This is a genomic window from Leifsonia sp. Root4 (assembly GCF_001425085.1).
Lineage (GTDB): Bacteria > Actinomycetota > Actinomycetes > Actinomycetales > Microbacteriaceae > Microterricola.
Genome location: NZ_LMDN01000002.1, coordinates 288,555 through 305,847, shown reverse-complemented (window position 1 = coordinate 305,847; position 17,293 = coordinate 288,555). Strand labels below are relative to the sequence as shown.

Sequence of the window (17,293 nt, the reverse complement as noted above, 5' to 3'; positions counted from 1 at the left end):
ATCCATCGCGGTTGCGCCGCGCCAGGAGAGGGCGACCCAGCCTCGCCGCGATAACCTCTGAGCATGAGTTTTTCGGGTGAGAACGCCACGGGGATCGATGCCGACGAGGTCGACGTCGCGGTGATCGTTGTCGCGGCCGGGAGCGGCACCCGGCTCGGCCACGCCGAGCCGAAGGCCTTCGTCCCGCTCGGCGGCAAGTCGATGCTCGCGCACGCGCTCGACGGGGTGTTCGCGATGCGAGAGGCCGTGCAGCTGATCGTCGTGGCCCCGGATGCCGAGCTCGAGCGTGCCCGCGCCATTGTGGCGGCGTCCGCCGGCGCCGCCGTCGGCTACACCAGCGTCGTCGTCGGGGGAGCGAGCCGGCAGCTCTCGGTTGCGGCGGGCCTCGCCGCCGTCGCCCCCGGCGTCGGGGTCGTGCTCGTGCACGATGCCGCCCGCGCGCTGACGCCGAGTGCTCAGTTCGAGGCCGTGATCGCCGCCGTGCGCTCCAGCCGCACCGGCGTCATCCCGGCGCTGCCCGTCGTCGACACCATCAAGCGCGTCGATGCCGATGGGCTCGTGCGGGAGACCGTCGAGCGTTCGGAACTCGCGGCCGTGCAGACGCCGCAGGGCTTCGTGCGCAGCGAGCTCGATGAGGCCTACGCCGATCCGAGCGCCGACTTCACCGACGATGCGGCGCTGCTCCAATCGTTCGGCCACAGCGTCGGAACGGTCGCGGGCGACGAGCGCGCCTTCAAGATCACGACCGCGTGGGACCTGGCCAGGGCCGAGCGTCTGCTCGCCGAGAGCGAGGGCCGTGCGGGGACACGCACCGCGCCCCGGGTCGGCACCGGCGTCGACGTGCACGCCTTCGCGCCCGAGACGAGCGAGGAGGGCGCGGACGCCCCCGAGCTCTGGATCGCCGGGCTGCACTGGCCCGGTCAGCGCGGCCTCTCCGGGCACAGCGACGGCGACGTCGCCGTGCACGCCGTGTGCGATGCGCTGCTGGCGGCGGCGGGGCTCGGCGACATCGGCGGTATCTTCGGCACGGACGACCCGCGCCTCGCGGGTGCACACGGCGAGGTGTTCCTGCGCGAGACGCGCCGCCTCGTCGAGACGGCGGGGCTCCGCATCGGGAACGTCTCCGTGCAGCTGCTCGGCAACCGCCCCAAGTTGTCGCCGCGCCGGCTCGAAGCCGAGGCGCTGCTCGGCGGCATCCTCGGTGCCCCGGTCAGCATCGCCGCGACGACGACGGACGGGCTCGGTTTCACCGGTCGCGGGGACGGCGTCGCCGCCGTCGCGACGGCCCTGCTGCTGCCCGCCTAGCGCCGCGGCGGGCTCGCCACAGGGCGGCCCAGCGGTGACACAGGCACGCGCCGGTAGACTACCTCAGTGACCGTGCGACTTTACGACTCCCAGGCCCAGGCCCTGCGCGACTTCACCCCCATCACAGCGGGGCAGGTCGGCATGTACGTCTGTGGACCCACCGTGCAGTCGAGCCCGCACATCGGTCACCTGCGCAGCGCACTCGTCTACGACCTGCTGCGGCGCTGGTTGAACTACCGCGGTCTCGCCGTCACCTTCGTGCGCAACGTCACGGACGTCGACGACAAGGTGCTCGTCAACGCCACAGACCACGAGCCGTGGTGGGCGCTGGCGTACCGCGTCGAACTCGAGTTCACCGCCGGATACAACCGGCTCGGCATTCTGCCGCCGACGTACGAGCCGCGCGCGACGGCCAGCATTCCCCAGATGCAGGCCATCATCGCCGAGCTGATCGAACGCGGTCACGCCTATGCGGCTGAGCACGACGGCGGGCACGGCGGCGACGTCTACTTCGACACCGGCAGCTGGCCGAGCTACGGCGCGCTCACCCGCCAGAAGCGCGACAACATGGAGGCAGCGGCCGACGCCGACCCCCGCGGCAAGCGCGACCCGCGCGACTTCGCGCTCTGGAAGGCGCGCAAGGACGGGGAGCCGGCCTCCGCCAGCTGGGACAGCCCGTGGGGCCCCGGCCGCCCCGGATGGCACATCGAGTGCTCTGCAATGGCCGAGCGCTACCTCGGAGCCCACTTCGACATCCACGGCGGCGGTCTCGACCTGCGCTTCCCGCACCACGAGAACGAGCTCGCACAGTCGAGCGCGGCCGGTCACGGCTTCGCGAACTTCTGGGTGCACAACGGCCTCGTCAACATCGGCGGCCAGAAGATGTCCAAGTCGCTCGGCAACTCGGTCTACGCGGCCGAGCTGTTCGAGCAGGCCCGTCCGCTCGTGCTGCGCTACTACCTCGCCGCCGCGCACTACCGCTCGACCATCGACTACTCCGCCGGCTCACTGCCGGAGGCCGAGGCGGCCCTCGAACGCATCGAGAGCTTCCTCTCCCGCGTCGACCGTCGTCTTGCGGGAACGCGTTTCGCGGGTAGCGTCGCCCCGCAGATCCCGGATGCCTTCGCCAGCGCCCTCGACGATGACCTGGCTGTTCCGCAGGCCCTCGCCGTGCTGCACGAGACCGTGCGGGCCGGCAATGCCGCGCTCGACTCCGAAGACCTGCAGGCGGCGGCATCAGCCCGCTCCGAGGTCGTCGCGATGACCGAGATCCTCGGCATCAACCCCCTCTCGCCCGCCTGGGCGACGAACGAGGACACGGCGGCCCGCGCCGCCCTCGACACGCTCGTCTCCCGGCTGATCGACGATCGCGCCACCGCGCGCGACAACAAAGACTATGCGGCAGCAGACCGCATCCGCGCCGAACTCACGGCCGCGGGAATTACCCTCGAAGACACCCAGACGGGTGCACATTGGAGTCTGGAATCATGAAGAACACAGGTGGAAAGCCCCGCGCCGGCGCCGTACGCAAGGGCGCACGCGGCCCGCAGGTAGGCTCGGGCGGCCAGGGTCGCCAGGCCCTCGAGGGCAAGAAGCCCACGCCCAAGGCCGAGGATCGCCCGTACCACCCCGCCGGCAAGCGCAAGGCGGCCAACGAGCGCTACGAGCAGGCCAGCGGTGGCAAGCGCCGCGCACCCGCCCGTGACGCCGGTCGTCCCGACGGCGCACCCCGCAACGTGGCCGTTTCCGGCCGCCCGGCCGGTGGCCGCAAGCCGAAGTCGGCCGACGAGATCGAGATCGTCACCGGCCGCAACTCGGTGGTGGAGGCGCTGCGCGCCAAGATCCCCGCGAGCGCGCTCTACGTGGCGACCCGCGTCGAGATGGACGACCGCGTCAAGGAGGCCCTCAAGCTGGCCACCGCGAACGGCATCCCGATCCTCGAGGTCATGCGTCCAGAGCTCGACCGCCTCGCCGGCCGTGACAGCGTGCACCAGGGACTCGCGCTCAAGGTGCCGCCGTACGAGTACGCACACCCCACCGAACTGCTCGAGCAGGTCATCTCCCGCGGCCAGACCCCGCTGTTCGTCGCGCTCGACGGCATCACCGACCCGCGCAACCTCGGTGCGATCATCCGCTCGACGGCTGCCTTCGGCGGCCACGGCGTGATTGTTCCGCAGCGTCGCTCCGTCGGCCTGACCGCCTCGGCCTGGAAGACCTCCGCCGGTGCCGCTGCCCGCACCCCCGTTGCGATGGCGACGAACCTCACCCAGACACTCAAGGCCTTCAAGGATGCCGGCGTCTTCGTGCTCGGACTCGACGGCGGCGGCGACGTCATGCTGCCCGGCCTCGAGCTCGCCGACCGCCCGGTCGTCGTCGTCGTCGGCAGCGAGGGCAAGGGCCTGTCCCGCCTCGTCACCGAGACCTGCGACGCGGTCGTGTCGATCCCGATCAGTGCGGCAACCGAGTCGCTGAACGCCGGGATCGCGGCATCCGTGACGCTCTACGAGATCTCGCGCCTGCGCGCCCTCAAGAAGTAGCCCCACTCCGCCGAGAGTGCAGAAATTGCGCAGGAATCCTCGGATCCTGCGCAATTTTTGCACTCTCGGGTGCTGTGGGGCTACGTTCGCGGGAACTCGACGCCCCGTTCCACGGTGTGCGCACGCTCGGCATCCGAGCGGACAACGTCTTCGACCGCTGCCTCAGCTACGAACCGCTGCTTGCACCCAATCACGTGTTCTGTGGCCAGACGGCGGCGGCATTATTGGGCGTGCCATTGCCACTGTCGCTTCGGGCCCGACGCCCGGCTCCACGTGGGCGCGCTGGGCGGACAGGGACCGCGTCGCGCCGGCGTCATCGGCCACCGGCTGCCCACAGACACACCGTGCGTGGATTCGGTCGGTGGCTCGCAGTGACGGACGCCGCGAGCACCTGGTGTCAGTTCGCCGCAGCGCTCAGCCGCGAGGACCTCACGGCTGCGGGTGACTTCATCGTCTCAGGCAGGCGCCTGTCTGGCGGCGGGCGGAGCGACGCGCTGGCAACGGTCGAGCAGCTCCGGGCTGCGGCGTCCCGACATGGCGCGGGTCGTGGGGCCACGGCGCTTCGCTGGGCGCTGGAACACCTGCGCGTGGGCGTCGATTCTCCGCAAGAAACCAGGCTGCGCCTCACCCTGGTGGAACATGGCTTCGCCGAACCGGTGATCGGACTCCCGGTTCTGGTGGACCACGGCACGCTTGTGCTGCACCCCGACCTCGCGTGGCCAGAGCTGCGGTTGGTCCTCGAGTACGAGGGCGACGAGCACCGCGAGAACAAGCGGCGCTTCCGGGCCGACATCCGCCGCCGCGAGAAGTTTGAGGCGGCCGGCTGGCGCGCGGAGCTGGCACGCTGATAACCGCATCTGGCGGTCCCGCTAGACCTTGAGGCGCCAGTCGACGTCGTCGTCCTCGTCGGTGACCGCGGGGATGGCGGTGGTGATGAGGCCGGTCTCCGGCGCGATCATCGTCGCCTCGTCGCGGCGGTGGCGCAGCACATCGTTGATGTAGGAGCTGAGCGCCTCGGCGAGCGGGATGTCGTGGCCCTGCTTCTGCGCCATGAACCAGCGGTGCTCGAGCAACTGGTGGAACACCTCGGCCGGCTCGAGCTTGCCCTTGAGGTCGAGCGGGATCGCACGCACGACGGGCTCGAAGACGCGCATCAGCCATTCGTGCGCGACCATTTCCTCGTCGAACTCGGTCTTGCCGTAGCTGGCGCGGTAGGAGTCGAGGTCGTTCAGCAGGCGGCGGGCCTGGTTCTCCTCCGCATCGAGGCCGGTGAGGCGCAGCAGGCGGCGCTGGTGGTGGCCGGCATCCACCACCTTGGGCTGGATGCGCACCGTCGTGCCGGTCTCGTCGGTCTTGATGGCGAGTTCCTCGATGTCGAAACCGAGTGCGTTGAGGCGGTCGACGCGCTCGCTGATGCGCCAGCGCTCCGAGGAGTGGAAGGACTCGGAGCCGGTGAGCTCCTTCCAGAGCTTGCGATAGGCGTCGACGATGCCGTTGGAGATGCGGATCGGGTCGAGTTCGTCGGCGACGCGGCCACCGGCCTCGAGGTCCATCAGCTCGCCGGCGATGTTGACGCGGGCGATCTCGAGGTCGTTCTCGCGCTGGCCGTTGGAGAGGCCACCCGTGTAGAGCTGGCCGGTCTCGGCATCGACGAGATAGGCGGCGAAGGCACCGGCGTCGCGGCGGAACAGGGTGTTCGAGAGCGAGACGTCGCCCCAGAAGAACCCGGCGATGTGCAGACGCACGAGCAACAGCGCCAGGGCGTCGACGAGACGCGTGGCGGTGTCCGGGCGGAGCGTCTGCGAGAACAGTGCGCGGTAGGGGAGCGAGAACTTGAGGTGCCTGGTGACGAGAACGGGCTTGAGCATCTCGCCCTCGCCGTCGCTGCGGTTCGTGATCACGGCGATCGGCTCGACGCACGGGATCTCCATGCGCTGCAGGGTGCGCAGCATCTCGTACTCGCCCTTGGCCATCTCGGCCGTCGTCTCCTTGATGGCGACAACGTGCCCGCCGAGGTGCGCGAAGCGCACGAGGTGGCGCGAGATGCCCTTGGGCAGCGAGGCGATGTGCTCGTTCGGCCACGCATCGAGCGGCATGTGCCACGGCAGGTCGAGCAGTGCGGGGTCGGCCATGGCCGAGGTGATGTTGAGAGAGCCACTCATGATGTTTCGAGCCTAGTCGTGTGGGGGATGGTCGAAGCAGGCGCGGGGGATGAGCCAGCAGGCGGAAACGACAACGGCCGGCGGGTTTCCCCACCGGCCGTTGCACGAGACGCGATTAGTGCGCGATTGCCTTGTTGAGCAGACGCTCGCCGGACTCGGCGTCGAACACGTGAACGTGGTCGGGGGTCGGCAGCAGCCAGACCTTCTCGCCGGCGTTCGGGTGCGAGCGGCCATCGACGCGAGCGACGATGTCGGTGCGCTTGCCCTCGACGGTGGAGTGACCGTAGAGGTAACCGTCGGCGCCGAGCTCCTCGACCAGGTCGACGTCAACCTCGAGGCCGCTGCCGGGGGTGGTGGAGACGGTGATGTCTTCCGGACGCACACCGACGGTGACGCTCTTGCCGCTGGCGGAGTCGAGCGCCTGGCGCTCAACGGCGACCGCTGCGCTGCCGAAGCGGATGCCGCCATCGATGATGTCGGCGTTGAACAGGTTCATGGCCGGGCTGCCGATGAAGCCGGCAACGAAGACGTTGTTCGGGGACTCGTACAGGTCGCGCGGGGTTCCGACCTGCTGGAGCAGGCCGTCCTTCAGCACGGCGATGCGGTCACCCATGGTGAGCGCCTCGGTCTGGTCGTGCGTGACGTAGACGGTGGTGACACCGAGACGACGCTGCAGCGACGCGATCTGGGTACGGGTCTGAACGCGCAGCTTGGCGTCGAGGTTCGACAGCGGCTCATCCATGAGGAAGACCTGGGGCTGACGCACGATGGCGCGACCCATGGCAACACGCTGACGCTGACCACCGGAGAGGGCCTTCGGCTTGCGGCTGAGGTACGCCTCGAGGTCGAGCAGCTTGGCGGCCTCGAGAACACGAGCGGCACGCTCGTCCTTGTTGACGCCGGCGATCTTCAGGGCGAAGCCCATGTTCTCGGCAACCGTCATGTGCGGGTACAGCGCGTAGTTCTGGAAGACCATGGCGATGTCGCGGTCCTTCGGCGGAACGTCGGTGACGTTGCGGTCGCCGATGAAGATGTTTCCGCCGTTGACCTCTTCGAGGCCGGCGAGCATGCGCAGCGAGGTGGACTTGCCACAGCCGGAGGGCCCGACGAGAACGAGGAACTCGCCGTCAGCGACATCAAGGTCAAGGGCGTCAACAGCCGGGCGGGTACCGCCGGGGTAGAGGCGCGTTGCCTTGTCGAAAGTTACAGATGCCATGGGTGTATCTCCTTCACCGGCAGGTACGTGCCGGACGATCCGTTGTGATGGATGGTGCCACTGCTGGTCAGCGGCGACCAGAATCAGTATGCCACGCGCAGGAACCCACTTCACACTCGAGAGCAGTGGCCACCGCGGGCAACGCCCGGACGGCGCGCCAGATTCCGTCGCGGTTTCGCCTTTCCGCTGTGTTTTTGGGCATTTCACAGACACACGACCTACTATTTGGACTGCGTTTGCATGAATTGCGCGCCCCTCAATATTCGGAGTACTAAACACATGACCTTCGGCGCATCCCCCGAGCCCCGGCCCACGAAAAACCAGCGTCGTGAAGCCGCGCGCGAGAAGGCTCGCGAACTGCGCGTGCAGCAGAAGAAGAAGGATCGCCGCAACAAGGTGCTCCTTCAGAGTGGAATCGCGGTCGGCATCGTCGCCGTCATCGCTGTCATCTCCCTCATCGTCGTCAACAGCTTCCGCCCGGAAGGGCCTGGCCCCGCGAACATGGCCAGCGACGGCATCCTGATCGGCGAGGGCCTCGTCGCAGTGCGGACGCCGGCGCTTGCTGCCGACGCGAAGCCCATCCCCTCGCAGCCGGACGAGAGCGGCGCTGTCGCCGACATCCGCGTCTGGGTCGACTACCTCTGCCCGTTCTGCGGTGACTTCGAGCGCACCAACAGCGAGCAGATTCAGGGCTGGCTGGAGTCGGGTGCCGCGACGCTCGAGGTGCACCCGCTGGCAACGCAGACGAGCAAGTCGGCCGGGACCAAGTACTCGCTCCGTGCCGCGAACGCCGCAGCCTGCGTCGCCAACTACTCCCCGGATGACTTCTTCGTCTTCAACTCCGCGATGTTCATCGACCAGCCGCAGGAGAACACCGCGGCGCTGAACAACGACGAGATCAAGCAGCGCATCAAGGACGCCGGGGTGTCCAACCTGAGCAAGATCAATACGTGCATCGACGACGAGCAGTTCAAGGGCTGGGTGCTCGACGCCACCGACCGCGCCCTCGTCGGCCCGCTGCCGAACACCGAGCTCGAGAAGGTCTCCGGCACGCCGACCGTTCTGGTCAACGGCAAGCAGTACATCGGCTCGCTCGAAGATCCCAAGGAGTTCGCGGCCTTCGTGCAGCAGGCAACTGGGCAGACCTACTCGACGTCGACCCCGACGCCGGCCCCGGCCGGCTGAGTTCGGCCCGCTGGCATCACGCTGCTCCACCAATGACCGCTCGTCGCCACCGTGAATTTTCACGGGAGGCGGCGAGCGGTTATTGTTAGTCGCGAGTCATGTTCCATATGGAACGCATCTCACGCCGGCTTGGCGCAATTGGTAGCGCACCGCTCTTGTAAAGCGGGGGTTGCGGGTTCAAGTCCCGCAGCCGGCCCCATTTTTCAGGTCCATCCGTTGGGCCGGTGGCGAAATCGAAATGCGTCTTCGATTTCGGGTTCAAGTCCCGCAGCCGGCCCCATTCACCAACCCTCGACCGGGCGCCCTGTGGCGCTGTGCAGGGCACGCGCGCTCTAGGCTGGAACGATGAGTTCTGAGCGGATCCCGGCGTCGACGGCATCCGGCACACCAGGCGACTCGGCTGCAGAGGTGCACCGGCATTTTCCGACGTGGCTGGCACTCGTCATCGGCGTCGCCTGCGGGGCGCTCGTCGCTGTGCAGTCGCGCATCAATGGCGAACTCGGCCGCCGACTGGATGACGGCTTCACAGCTGCGGCGATCTCATTCGGCTCCGGGCTTGTGATCCTTCTCGTCGTGCTCTGCTTCTGGCGTCCCGGTCGAGTGGGCCTTGGTCGCGTGCGGCGCGCGCTACGCCCGAATGAGCACGGTCAGCGGGAACTGCGGCCGTGGATGTTGCTCGGCGGCCTCGGCGGTGCGCTTCTCGTAGCGGCACAGGGCCTCACCGCCGCGGTGCTGGGCGTCGCACTGTTCACGGTCGCCGTTGTCGCGGGGCAAACCGTCAGCGGCCTCATTCTTGACCGGATCGGCCTCGCCCCCGGCGGTCGTCGGCCGCTCACCGTAAGCCGGGTTCTCGGTTCGACGCTCGCGCTCGTCGCCGTCGGTTGGGCCGTCTCCGCGCAACTCGGAGGCGGCGTGCCCCTCTGGATGCTTGTGCTGCCGCTCGTTGCCGGCGTCTTCGTCGGCTGGCAGTCGGCGGTGAACGGCCGTGTGCGTGCCGCAGCGCGCAGTGCGCAGAGCGCGACGTTGATCAACTTCGTTGTCGGAAGCGCCGCCCTCGTCGCGATCGCGGTGCTGCGCAACAGCGTCATCGGCTGGCCGAGTGCCTTCCCGAGCGAGCCCTGGCTCTACGTCGGCGGCGCGATCGGCTGTATCTTCATTGCCATGCAGGCCGCGCTGGTTCGAGTGACCGGTGTGCTTCTGCTCGGGCTCGCCACGGTCTCCGGGCAGCTCGTCGCAGCACTCGTGATCGACATGCTGTTCTCGGCGCAGGGCGTCGCGTTCTCGACGATCGCCGGGACAACGCTCGCCCTCATCGCGGTGGTCGTGGCCAGCGGCTGGCTGAATGGTGTGTGGGGCGGCCGACGCACGCCCTAGTCGAGCGTGCTCAGGTACTTGTCTGCACGCACGGTCTTGGCGTGCGAGCTGCCGCTGCGCGCCGGAATGCCTCCGACGTAGAGCCAGCCGAGCAGCTTCTCGCCCTTCTGGAGCCCGTGCATCTTCGCGACCTTCTTGGCACGCGTGTATGGCCCTGTGCGCCAGATCACGCCCCAGCCGGCATCGTGCAGCAGCAGGCTGAGCATGTGGGCGACGCCGGATGCCACGGCCTCCTGTTCCCAGTCGGCCACCTTCTGGCTCTTCTCCGGCCGGAAGACCACCGCGACGAGCAGCGGCGCCCGCAATGGCTTCGCGGCGAGCGACGCGGCATCGGAGCCCTTCAGCTTCGCCGCCTTCGCGAGGGCTGCTCCGAGGCGTGAACGCGCGTCGCCGCGGAGGGCGATGAGGCGCCACGGGTGGAGCGAGGCGTGGTCGGCGACGCGCCCGGCCGCGGCCACCAGCGACTCGAGCTCACCGGTATCCGGCGCCCGGTTGGTCACCTTGGAGTGGGAGCGACGCGTCACGACCGCCGCGTAAACGGGGGAGGCGACGGGGGAGGCATCGCTCGGAGTCGACGATTTCGTGCGCGCCATGATGGGCCTATTCGCTCGGAGCGGTGTCGGCCGCGCCGGCAGCGGGTGCGTCATCCGCAGAGAAGGTCAGCGCGAGCGAGTTCATGCAGTAGCGGTCGCCGGTCGGAGTGCCGAAGCCGTCGGGGAAGACGTGGCCGAGGTGGGAGCCGCAGCGGGCGCAGCGCACCTCGGTGCGCGTCATGCCGAGGGTGGTGTCCTCGATGAGCTCGACGGCTTCCGGGCGGACCGACTCGTAGAAGCTCGGCCAACCGCACCCGGAGTCGAACTTCGTTCCGCTGCGGAAGAGCTCGGCGTTGCAAGCACCGCAGTTGTAGATGCCGGCGCGTTCCTCGTCGAGGAGCTCCCCCGTCCACGGGCGCTCCGTCGCGGCCTGCCGCAGCACGGCGAAGCTCTCGTCATCGAGCCCAGAGCGCCACTCATCGTCAGTCTTGTTCACTTCATAGTTCATGACGAATCTCCTCAGTTCGTGGGGGCGGCAGAGCCAAGCCCACGGCAATCCTAAACAGCCCCGCTGAGAGCCGCATCAGCTGCAACGTGCCACGAACACAGAGCATTCCGAAAAAGTGAACTGCCCGGAAGTGTCACTGCGGTTCAGATCCTGAGTGCCTATGATGAGCCACATCACCGCCACGACCGACACCGGCGGTGGTCTCGGCCGGGAAGGAGTTCGTCGATGGATCACGCGAACGATTCCGAGCGTGACGGCTCTGCGCACGAGCCCGATGCGCCGCTCGGATCTCTGAGCGAACGTGAGCTCGCCATCCTGACATTCGAGAGCCAGTGGTTCAAACACGCGGGGGCGAAGGAACAGGCGATCCGCTCCGAGCTCGGCCTGTCGGCGCCACGGTATTACCAGCTGCTGGGCGCCGTGATCGACCGGCCCGCTGCGCTGGTGCACGACCCGATGCTGGTCAAGCGGTTGCTGCGCATGCGTGAGGCGCGGGCAGAGGCCAGGGCGCGTCGCTCGCTCGGTGGGCAGAACTCGCTGTGAGGCGCAATCGGGTTGATCAGGGATACTGTTCAGAGTCGTAGCGCGTCAGATCGCCGCACGACACGAGGCAGCACACCCCCCCCAGACAGCAACGCCCAGACAGCAACAGCCCAGAGCAGTAGCCCGGAGAGATCAGGGCAATAGCCCAGAGAGATCAGGCCAGGCAGACCAACTATGGCAACTTCGTTTCACCCCGATCGCTTCGACGAGATTCCCAGCGACCTTGAGCGGGTCGGCGCGCACCGCGTGCCGCGCAAGCGTGGGCGGGGCTGGATCGGCTTCGCCTGGGCGGCGCTGGCCACGCTCGTGCTCGTCGGTGTCGGTGTCGGTGCCCTCTTCGTGCTGAACGACAAGCTGACGCTGGGGGCCGGCGGAGAGAGCTCAGCGCCGGCGGCATCCGCCGCGCCGAGCGAGACCGCCGCCGCACCGGTCGTCGAGCCGACGGTCGATCCTGCCCTCGCCGTCACGGTGCTGAACGGCACCCCGACTGCCGGTCTGGCCGCCGCCGTCGGCGACACGCTCGTAGCGGCCGGCTGGAATGTCACGACGAGATCCAACGCGGCAACCGAAGACGTCGTCGACTCCACCGTCTACTACAGCGATCCGGCCCTCGAAGGTGCGGCGCTCGGCGCCGCGGCCTCTGTGCCCGGTGCCGGAATCGCGCTCTCCCAGGACTTCGTCGACCTGGGCGGGGCCTCGCTGGTCGTCGTGATCGGTTCCACCTTTCCCGTCCCAGAAGGCGAGTAGCGACACACTGGTTCGTGGCGTACCCGCCTGAGCGCGGTGCGCAGCCCTAATGTGTGCAGGGTGACCATCGCCAAGCCGTCTCGCCTGCGCCCCCTGCGCATGCCATTGCGCCGCGCAGCCGCGGCCACGCTGACCATCGGGCTGCTGCTCGCGACCGCAGCCTGTGCCGCCGAGGTGCCCGCCGGCGCGCCGAGCAAGACACCGCGGCCCACGCCGACGGCATCCGCGACGCCCACCCCGCCACCGGTGCTCGCACCGCTGCGCGGAACCGTCGCACCGAGCGGGGGCCTCGAGCGGCCATCACTGGCCGCCAAGATTGACAACCACGAGGGTGCACGGCCGCAGGTGGGTCTGGAGCGCACCGACATCGTGTTCGAGGAACTCGTCGAGGGCGGGCTCACCCGGTACGTCGCGATCTGGCACTCCGATCTGCCGGATGAGGTCGGCCCGGTTCGCTCCGTTCGGCCGATGGACCCGGACATCGTCACCCCGTTCGGCGGCATCATCGCGTACTCCGGCGGCCAGGAGGTGTTCGTCGACATGATGATGGCCGCGCCCGTCGTCAACGCGGTCTTCGACTTCGACGAGACCGGGCTGTTCTATCGGGATGACGTGCACGAGTCGCCGCACGATGTGATCGTGCGCGCCGGCGAACTCGTCGGCCGCAACGCCGATCTTCCCGCTCCGGCCGCACAGTTCGGTTATGCGGAGGGCGCCGCGTTGCCGACGGCACTGGTCGAGGGCGTGGCCAACTCGGTCGTGCAACAGCGATTCTCCGACGCGCGGTGGCCGAGCTGGGGCTGGGACGCCGCGAGCGCAACGTGGCTGCGCTCCCAGGAGGGTGCACCGGATCTGGACGCCGCCGGAGCCCAACTGCGCGCCAGCAACGTCGTCACCCTGCTGGTCGGGATCGACGAGGACAGCTACGAAGACATCCCGCGCACGCTGATGATCGGCACGGGGGAGGCCTGGGTGTCGACGGGCGGCAAGACCGTGCATGGCATCTGGAGCAAGGATTCCGCGGCGGGGAGCATCAGGCTCGTCAGCGACATCGGCACGCCGATCACCCTCGCGCCCGGCAACAGCTGGGTCGAACTGGTTCCGAACAGCGGCAGCGTCGAGATCATTCCGTGACGCCTGCGGGGCCCCGCCTGAGAGGGCTCTGCGCTCGCTTGCACTCTCGGCATCCGAGTGCCAGAATTGCTTTAGCACTCGCATCATCTGAGTGCTAAAACCAAAGTCTTGGGAACGTCCGGGAAGGGACGAGAATCACACATGGCAAAGATCATTGCTTTCAACGAAGAGGCCCGTCGCGGCCTTGAGCGTGGCCTCAACATTCTGGCCGACACCGTCAAGGTGACCCTCGGCCCGCGCGGCCGCAACGTCGTTCTGGAGAAGAAGTGGGGCGCCCCCACGATCACCAACGACGGTGTCTCCATCGCCAAGGAGATCGAGCTCGACGACCCGTACGAGAAGATCGGTGCGGAGCTCGTCAAGGAGGTCGCCAAGAAGACCGATGACGTCGCCGGCGACGGAACCACCACCGCCACCGTGCTCGCACAGGCACTGGTTCGCGAAGGCCTGCGCAACGTCGCGGCCGGCGCAGACCCCATCAGCCTGAAGCGCGGCATCGAGAAGGCGACCGCTGCGGTCATCGCCGAGCTCGTCATCAACGCCAAAGAGGTCGAGACCAAGGAAGAGATCGCCGCAACCGCGTCCATCTCCGCCGGTGACGCCGAGATCGGCGCCATCATCGCCGAGGCGATCGACAAGGTCGGCAAGGAGGGTGTTGTCACCGTCGAGGAGTCGAACACCTTCGGCACCGAGCTCGAGCTCACCGAGGGCATGCGCTTCGACAAGGGCTTCCTGTCGGCATACTTCGTGACCGACCCCGACCGTCAGGAAGCGGTCTTCGAAGACCCCTACATCCTGATCGTCAACGGCAAGGTCAGCAACATCAAGGACCTGCTGCCGATCGTCGACAAGGTCATCCAGACCGGCAAGCAGCTCCTCATCATCGCCGAGGACGTCGACGGCGAGGCTCTGGCCACGCTCGTCGTGAACAAGATCCGCGGCATCTTCAAGTCGGTTGCTGTCAAGGCTCCGGGCTTCGGTGACCGTCGCAAGGCGCAGCTCCAGGACATCGCCATCCTCACCGGTGGTCAGGTCATCTCCGAGGAGGTCGGTCTCAAGCTCGAGAACGCCACCCTCGACCTGCTGGGCAAGGCTCGCAAGGTTGTCATCACCAAGGACGAGACCACCATCGTCGAGGGTGCTGGCGACGTCGAGGCGATCGCCGGCCGTGTTGCACAGATCCGCGCCGAGATCGAGAACACCGACAGCGACTACGACCGCGAGAAGCTGCAGGAGCGCCTGGCCAAGCTGGCCGGTGGCGTTGCAGTCATCAAGGCCGGTGCCGCAACGGAGGTTGAGCTCAAGGAGCGCAAGCACCGCATCGAGGATGCAGTGCGCAACGCCAAGGCTGCCGTCGAAGAAGGCATCGTCGCCGGTGGTGGCGTTGCCCTCATCCAGGCCGGCAAGACCGCCTTCGAAGGCGAAGCCATCACGAGCCTGGTCGGCGACGAGGCAACGGGTGCGAACATCGTGCGCGTCGCCATCGACGCTCCGCTCAAGCAGATCGCTCTGAACGCCGGCCTCGAGCCGGGTGTTGTCGCCGACAAGGTGCGCAACCTGCCCGTTGGACACGGCCTCAACGCCGCGACCGGCGAGTACGTCGACATGCTCGCTGCCGGCATCAACGACCCGGTGAAGGTCACCCGCTCCGCGCTGCTGAACGCATCGTCGATCGCTGGTCTGTTCCTCACCACCGAGGCCGTCGTTGCTGACAAGCCGGAGAAGAACCCGGCCCCGATGGGCGACCCGTCGGGCGGCATGGACTTCTAAAGCCCAACACGCAGTAACTGAGCCGGGCGTCTCCTTCGGGAGGCGCCCGGTTTTGCGTGCCAGCGCTGCGCGGATGCCGGGCTAGCGCACGAAGAGCTGGGCGTTCATCTGCTCGGCCTCCGCGTACTGCGCCCCCGCTGCTCCGAGGGAGTGGTTCAGGGCCGCGAGCACACCCTCGACCTGCAGATTCATCGCGCCCCATTCTGCGGCTGCCGATTGGAATGCGGCGGATGCCTGCCCGGCCCAGGAGCCCTGCAGATTGTTCACCTGGGCGGTGAGGCTGTGCGCCTCGGCACGCAGGCGTTCGATCCCGGCCTGCACCGCGTGCGAGGTGGCGATCATCTGATCGCTGTCAACGCTGAACTGAGACATCTCTTCCTCCGTGCGCGCACGGGGTCCGAACCGTCGCGCACCTGAACGCTAGAGCGCCTCCGAGCGCCCGCGCCCAGTGCTCTCGAGCTTGTGCAGAGCACGCGTCGATCGTCCGCCCTGTGCACAGGAGACCTGCCGCGTCGGGCAGGCGCAACGGATCAGCGGGCGTCGGGGACGACTGGCTTGGGCGCGGAAGCGGATTCGGCCAGCGGCAGGTTCACGCGGAATGTCGCGCCGCCGCCCGGCGTCTCGACGACGTCGACTGTGCCGTTGTGCGCTGCGACGATCGACGACACGATGGCCAGGCCGAGGCCGCTGCCGCCGGTCTCGCGGGCGCGCGAGGTGTCCGCACGCCAGAAGCGCTGGAAGATCTTCTCGCGAATCTGTGGGGGAATGCCCTCGCCGTGGTCGACGATGGCGAAGCTCGCCCGCTCGGTGTTGCGATCCAGGCTCACGCTGATCTCGATCGGGCTCTCGACCGGGGTGAAGCGCATGGCGTTGCCGAGCAGATTCGTGAAGACCTGGCGGATCTTGTTCTCCTCCGCGAGCACCATCACCGAACTCGGCTCCTCGCTCGGGCCGACGACGGTTGCCGTGTTGAGCGGCGTCTCCATTCCGGGGCGGCGGGGCCTGCGGCTACGGAGTCTGGCGAACGTCGCACCGGCGAAGGCAATCGGGCCGGTCGCGTTGCTCACGCCCTCCGGCGCGGCAGGGTGGACCAGCGGTTCGATCTCGCCTGTGTCGACGATGGTGGCCGGGGGAGGGGTCACGACGGTGATCGTGCGCCCCGGCGATGACGCCATCGCATCGAGGGCCGCGTCGCGGGCGAGCGGCACGAGGTCGACCGGCGCGAGAGCGAGCGGCTTGGTCTCATCCAGACGCGCCAGCTCGAGCAGGTCTTCGACGAGGCCCCCCATGCGGATGGCCTCCTTCTCGATGCGCTCCATGGCCTGGGCCACTTCCTCCGGCGTCTGCAGCGCGCCCATCCGGTAGAGCTCGGCGTAGCCGCGCACCGAGACGAGCGGGGTGCGGAGCTCGTGGCTGGCATCGCCGACGAAGCGCCGCATCTGATCGATGGTGCGTGCGCGGTCCTTGAATGCCCGGTCGATCCGGTTGAGCATGGTGTTGAGCGAGCGGTTGAGGCGGCCGACCTCCGTGTTCGGAGTCGCGCCGCCGAGACGTTGGCTGAAGTCGCCGTCGGCGATGGCGGCGGCGGTGCGCTCCACCTCGCGCAACGGCGCGAAGGTACTCGTCACCAGCATCCGGGTGATCAATGCACCCAGGATGATGACGCCGACTCCGAAGCCGAGGAAGATCGACAGGTAGGTTGCGAGCGTCTTCTCCGTCTCGGCCAGCGAGACGGCGACGAGTGCGACGCCGAGGGTGCCGTCCGGTCCGCTGTTGAGTGTGACGGGGACGGCGACCGCGTGGAAGGTGGTGGCTCCGGCCTTGTCGTGCAGGTCGAAGACCCGGCCGTCGAGCTTGATCATGCTCGGCAGATCCATGGTGAACGTGGGCACGGGCAGCTCGTCGGCCGGCTTGTTCTTCCAGTTGAAATTGCAGAGGCTGCCGGAGTCGTCGAAGATCGCGACGAAGTACTCGGATGCCGTCCGCTCCCTGGTCGTGTTCAGGCTCGTGTCACAGCTGACCGCCAACTGCTGCTCGAGCGTGGTCTGCGACGCCGCGGTCGTGGCGAGCCTGGCATCCATCTGCGCGAGCACGTAGACACGCAGCATCGTCATCGTGCCGATGCCGGCGACGAGAAGGCCGAGGGTGAGCATCAACACCGTGACGCCGGTGATCTTGGTGCGCAGCGAGATGCGGCTCCAGCGTTCGGTCAGTGATTGATGCATGAGGTTTTCAGTGTAGAAAGCCAGTCTGAGCAACAGCCGGGCTGCTGCTCAGAC

General features: G+C 68.0%; 16 protein-coding genes and 1 tRNA gene. 11 read left to right on the top strand and 6 right to left on the bottom strand.

Features of this window, described 5'->3' with window-relative positions; genetic code table 11:
* Positions 1–63: 63 nt before the first annotated feature.
* From ispD to ASC66_RS07555, 4 genes are all read left to right on the top strand, one after another.
* Positions 64–1,305 (top strand): 2-C-methyl-D-erythritol 4-phosphate cytidylyltransferase, encoded by a 1,242-nt coding sequence (ispD, locus tag ASC66_RS07570; protein WP_055837184.1) that lies wholly within the window; start codon positions 64–66, stop codon positions 1,303–1,305.
* 66 nt (positions 1,306–1,371) lie between these two features.
* Positions 1,372–2,796 (top strand): cysteine--tRNA ligase, encoded by a 1,425-nt coding sequence (cysS, locus tag ASC66_RS07565; RefSeq protein WP_055837181.1) that lies wholly within the window; start codon positions 1,372–1,374, stop codon positions 2,794–2,796.
* Positions 2,793–3,842 (top strand): 23S rRNA (guanosine(2251)-2'-O)-methyltransferase RlmB, encoded by a 1,050-nt coding sequence (gene rlmB / locus ASC66_RS07560; RefSeq protein WP_055837178.1) that lies wholly within the window; start codon positions 2,793–2,795, stop codon positions 3,840–3,842. Before cysS ends, rlmB begins: the two co-directional genes overlap by 4 nt.
* A 371-nt stretch (positions 3,843–4,213) precedes the next feature.
* Positions 4,214–4,690: a hypothetical protein gene (locus ASC66_RS07555; RefSeq protein ID WP_055837175.1), complete on the top strand. Its 477-nt coding sequence runs from the start codon at positions 4,214–4,216 to the stop codon at positions 4,688–4,690.
* 21 nt (positions 4,691–4,711) lie between these two features.
* Here the strand turns inward: ASC66_RS07555 and ASC66_RS07550 are convergent, their stop codons facing one another.
* Together ASC66_RS07550 and ASC66_RS07545 are read right to left on the bottom strand one after the other, a co-directional pair.
* Positions 4,712–6,004 (bottom strand): DUF4032 domain-containing protein, encoded by a 1,293-nt coding sequence (locus tag ASC66_RS07550; protein ID WP_055837172.1) that lies wholly within the window; start codon positions 6,002–6,004, stop codon positions 4,712–4,714.
* 115 nt (positions 6,005–6,119) lie between these two features.
* Entirely contained in the window at positions 6,120–7,220 is a 1,101-nt protein-coding gene (locus ASC66_RS07545) for an ABC transporter ATP-binding protein (protein ID WP_055837169.1), read from the bottom strand.
* Positions 7,221–7,499: 279 nt separating this feature from the next.
* Here ASC66_RS07545 and ASC66_RS07540 point away from each other — a divergent pair, with 279 nt between their 5' ends.
* The 3 genes from ASC66_RS07540 (at position 7,500) to ASC66_RS07530 (ending at position 9,779) form a co-directional block, all read left to right on the top strand.
* Entirely contained in the window at positions 7,500–8,405 is a 906-nt protein-coding gene (locus ASC66_RS07540; RefSeq protein ID WP_055837166.1) for a DsbA family protein, read from the top strand.
* A 123-nt stretch (positions 8,406–8,528) separates the two neighbouring features.
* Positions 8,529–8,604, top strand: a tRNA-Thr gene (locus tag ASC66_RS07535).
* A gap of 146 nt (positions 8,605–8,750) precedes the next feature.
* The gene (locus tag ASC66_RS07530) at positions 8,751–9,779 is read left to right on the top strand and encodes a DMT family transporter (RefSeq protein WP_082492134.1); all 1,029 of its coding nucleotides are present in this window, start codon (positions 8,751–8,753) and stop codon (positions 9,777–9,779) included.
* On the opposite strand, the gene ASC66_RS07525 is transcribed toward ASC66_RS07530, so the two are convergent.
* Both ASC66_RS07525 and msrB read right to left on the bottom strand, forming a co-directional pair.
* Positions 9,776–10,372 carry a nitroreductase family protein gene (locus tag ASC66_RS07525; protein WP_055837164.1) on the bottom strand — a complete coding sequence of 199 codons (597 nt, stop codon included), beginning with the start codon at positions 10,370–10,372 and terminating at the stop codon, positions 9,776–9,778. The genes ASC66_RS07530 and ASC66_RS07525 overlap by 4 nt on opposite strands.
* A 7-nt stretch (positions 10,373–10,379) precedes the next feature.
* Positions 10,380–10,820 (bottom strand): peptide-methionine (R)-S-oxide reductase MsrB, encoded by a 441-nt coding sequence (gene msrB, locus ASC66_RS07520; protein WP_055837161.1) that lies wholly within the window; start codon positions 10,818–10,820, stop codon positions 10,380–10,382.
* Positions 10,821–11,045: 225 nt separating this feature from the next.
* On the opposite strand from msrB, the gene ASC66_RS07515 reads away from it, so the two are divergent.
* From ASC66_RS07515 to groL, 4 genes are all read left to right on the top strand, one after another.
* On the top strand, positions 11,046–11,363 hold the full coding sequence (locus ASC66_RS07515; protein ID WP_055837157.1) for a DUF3263 domain-containing protein: 318 nt from the start codon (positions 11,046–11,048) through the stop codon (positions 11,361–11,363).
* Between the two features lie 174 nt (positions 11,364–11,537).
* The gene (locus tag ASC66_RS07510; protein WP_055837155.1) at positions 11,538–12,110 is read left to right on the top strand and encodes a LytR C-terminal domain-containing protein; all 573 of its coding nucleotides are present in this window, start codon (positions 11,538–11,540) and stop codon (positions 12,108–12,110) included.
* Between the two features lie 60 nt (positions 12,111–12,170).
* The gene (locus ASC66_RS07505) at positions 12,171–13,244 is read left to right on the top strand and encodes a DUF3048 domain-containing protein (RefSeq protein ID WP_055837152.1); all 1,074 of its coding nucleotides are present in this window, start codon (positions 12,171–12,173) and stop codon (positions 13,242–13,244) included.
* A 141-nt stretch (positions 13,245–13,385) separates the two neighbouring features.
* Positions 13,386–15,014, top strand: coding sequence for a chaperonin GroEL (groL, locus tag ASC66_RS07500; RefSeq protein ID WP_055837150.1), 1,629 nt, complete (start codon positions 13,386–13,388; stop codon positions 15,012–15,014).
* A gap of 81 nt (positions 15,015–15,095) precedes the next feature.
* Here groL and ASC66_RS07495 read toward each other — a convergent pair whose 3' ends face one another.
* Positions 15,096–15,386, bottom strand: coding sequence for a WXG100 family type VII secretion target (locus ASC66_RS07495; RefSeq protein WP_055837147.1), 291 nt, complete (start codon positions 15,384–15,386; stop codon positions 15,096–15,098).
* 158 nt (positions 15,387–15,544) lie between these two features.
* On the bottom strand, positions 15,545–17,239 hold the full coding sequence (locus ASC66_RS07490; RefSeq protein WP_055837144.1) for a sensor histidine kinase: 1,695 nt from the start codon (positions 17,237–17,239) through the stop codon (positions 15,545–15,547).
* Between the last annotated feature and the right edge of the window lie 54 nt (positions 17,240–17,293).

What these genes read in the sequence shown, in the direction of transcription:
- ispD (WP_055837184.1), top strand. Translation starts at nt 64, where the DNA reads ATGAGTTTTTCGGGTGAGAACGCCACGGGGATCGATGCCGACGAGGTC.
- rlmB (WP_055837178.1), top strand. Translation starts at nt 2,793, where the DNA reads ATGAAGAACACAGGTGGAAAGCCCCGCGCCGGCGCCGTACGCAAGGGC.
- ASC66_RS07550 (WP_055837172.1), bottom strand. Translation starts at nt 6,004, where the DNA reads ATGAGTGGCTCTCTCAACATCACCTCGGCCATGGCCGACCCCGCACTG.
- ASC66_RS07545 (WP_055837169.1), bottom strand. Translation starts at nt 7,220, where the DNA reads ATGGCATCTGTAACTTTCGACAAGGCAACGCGCCTCTACCCCGGCGGT.
- ASC66_RS07540 (WP_055837166.1), top strand. Translation starts at nt 7,500, where the DNA reads ATGACCTTCGGCGCATCCCCCGAGCCCCGGCCCACGAAAAACCAGCGT.
- ASC66_RS07530 (WP_082492134.1), top strand. Translation starts at nt 8,751, where the DNA reads ATGAGTTCTGAGCGGATCCCGGCGTCGACGGCATCCGGCACACCAGGC.
- ASC66_RS07525 (WP_055837164.1), bottom strand. Translation starts at nt 10,372, where the DNA reads ATGGCGCGCACGAAATCGTCGACTCCGAGCGATGCCTCCCCCGTCGCC.
- msrB (WP_055837161.1), bottom strand. Translation starts at nt 10,820, where the DNA reads ATGAACTATGAAGTGAACAAGACTGACGATGAGTGGCGCTCTGGGCTC.
- ASC66_RS07515 (WP_055837157.1), top strand. Translation starts at nt 11,046, where the DNA reads ATGGATCACGCGAACGATTCCGAGCGTGACGGCTCTGCGCACGAGCCC.
- ASC66_RS07510 (WP_055837155.1), top strand. Translation starts at nt 11,538, where the DNA reads ATGGCAACTTCGTTTCACCCCGATCGCTTCGACGAGATTCCCAGCGAC.
- groL (WP_055837150.1), top strand. Translation starts at nt 13,386, where the DNA reads ATGGCAAAGATCATTGCTTTCAACGAAGAGGCCCGTCGCGGCCTTGAG.
- ASC66_RS07495 (WP_055837147.1), bottom strand. Translation starts at nt 15,386, where the DNA reads ATGTCTCAGTTCAGCGTTGACAGCGATCAGATGATCGCCACCTCGCAC.
- ASC66_RS07490 (WP_055837144.1), bottom strand. Translation starts at nt 17,239, where the DNA reads ATGCATCAATCACTGACCGAACGCTGGAGCCGCATCTCGCTGCGCACC.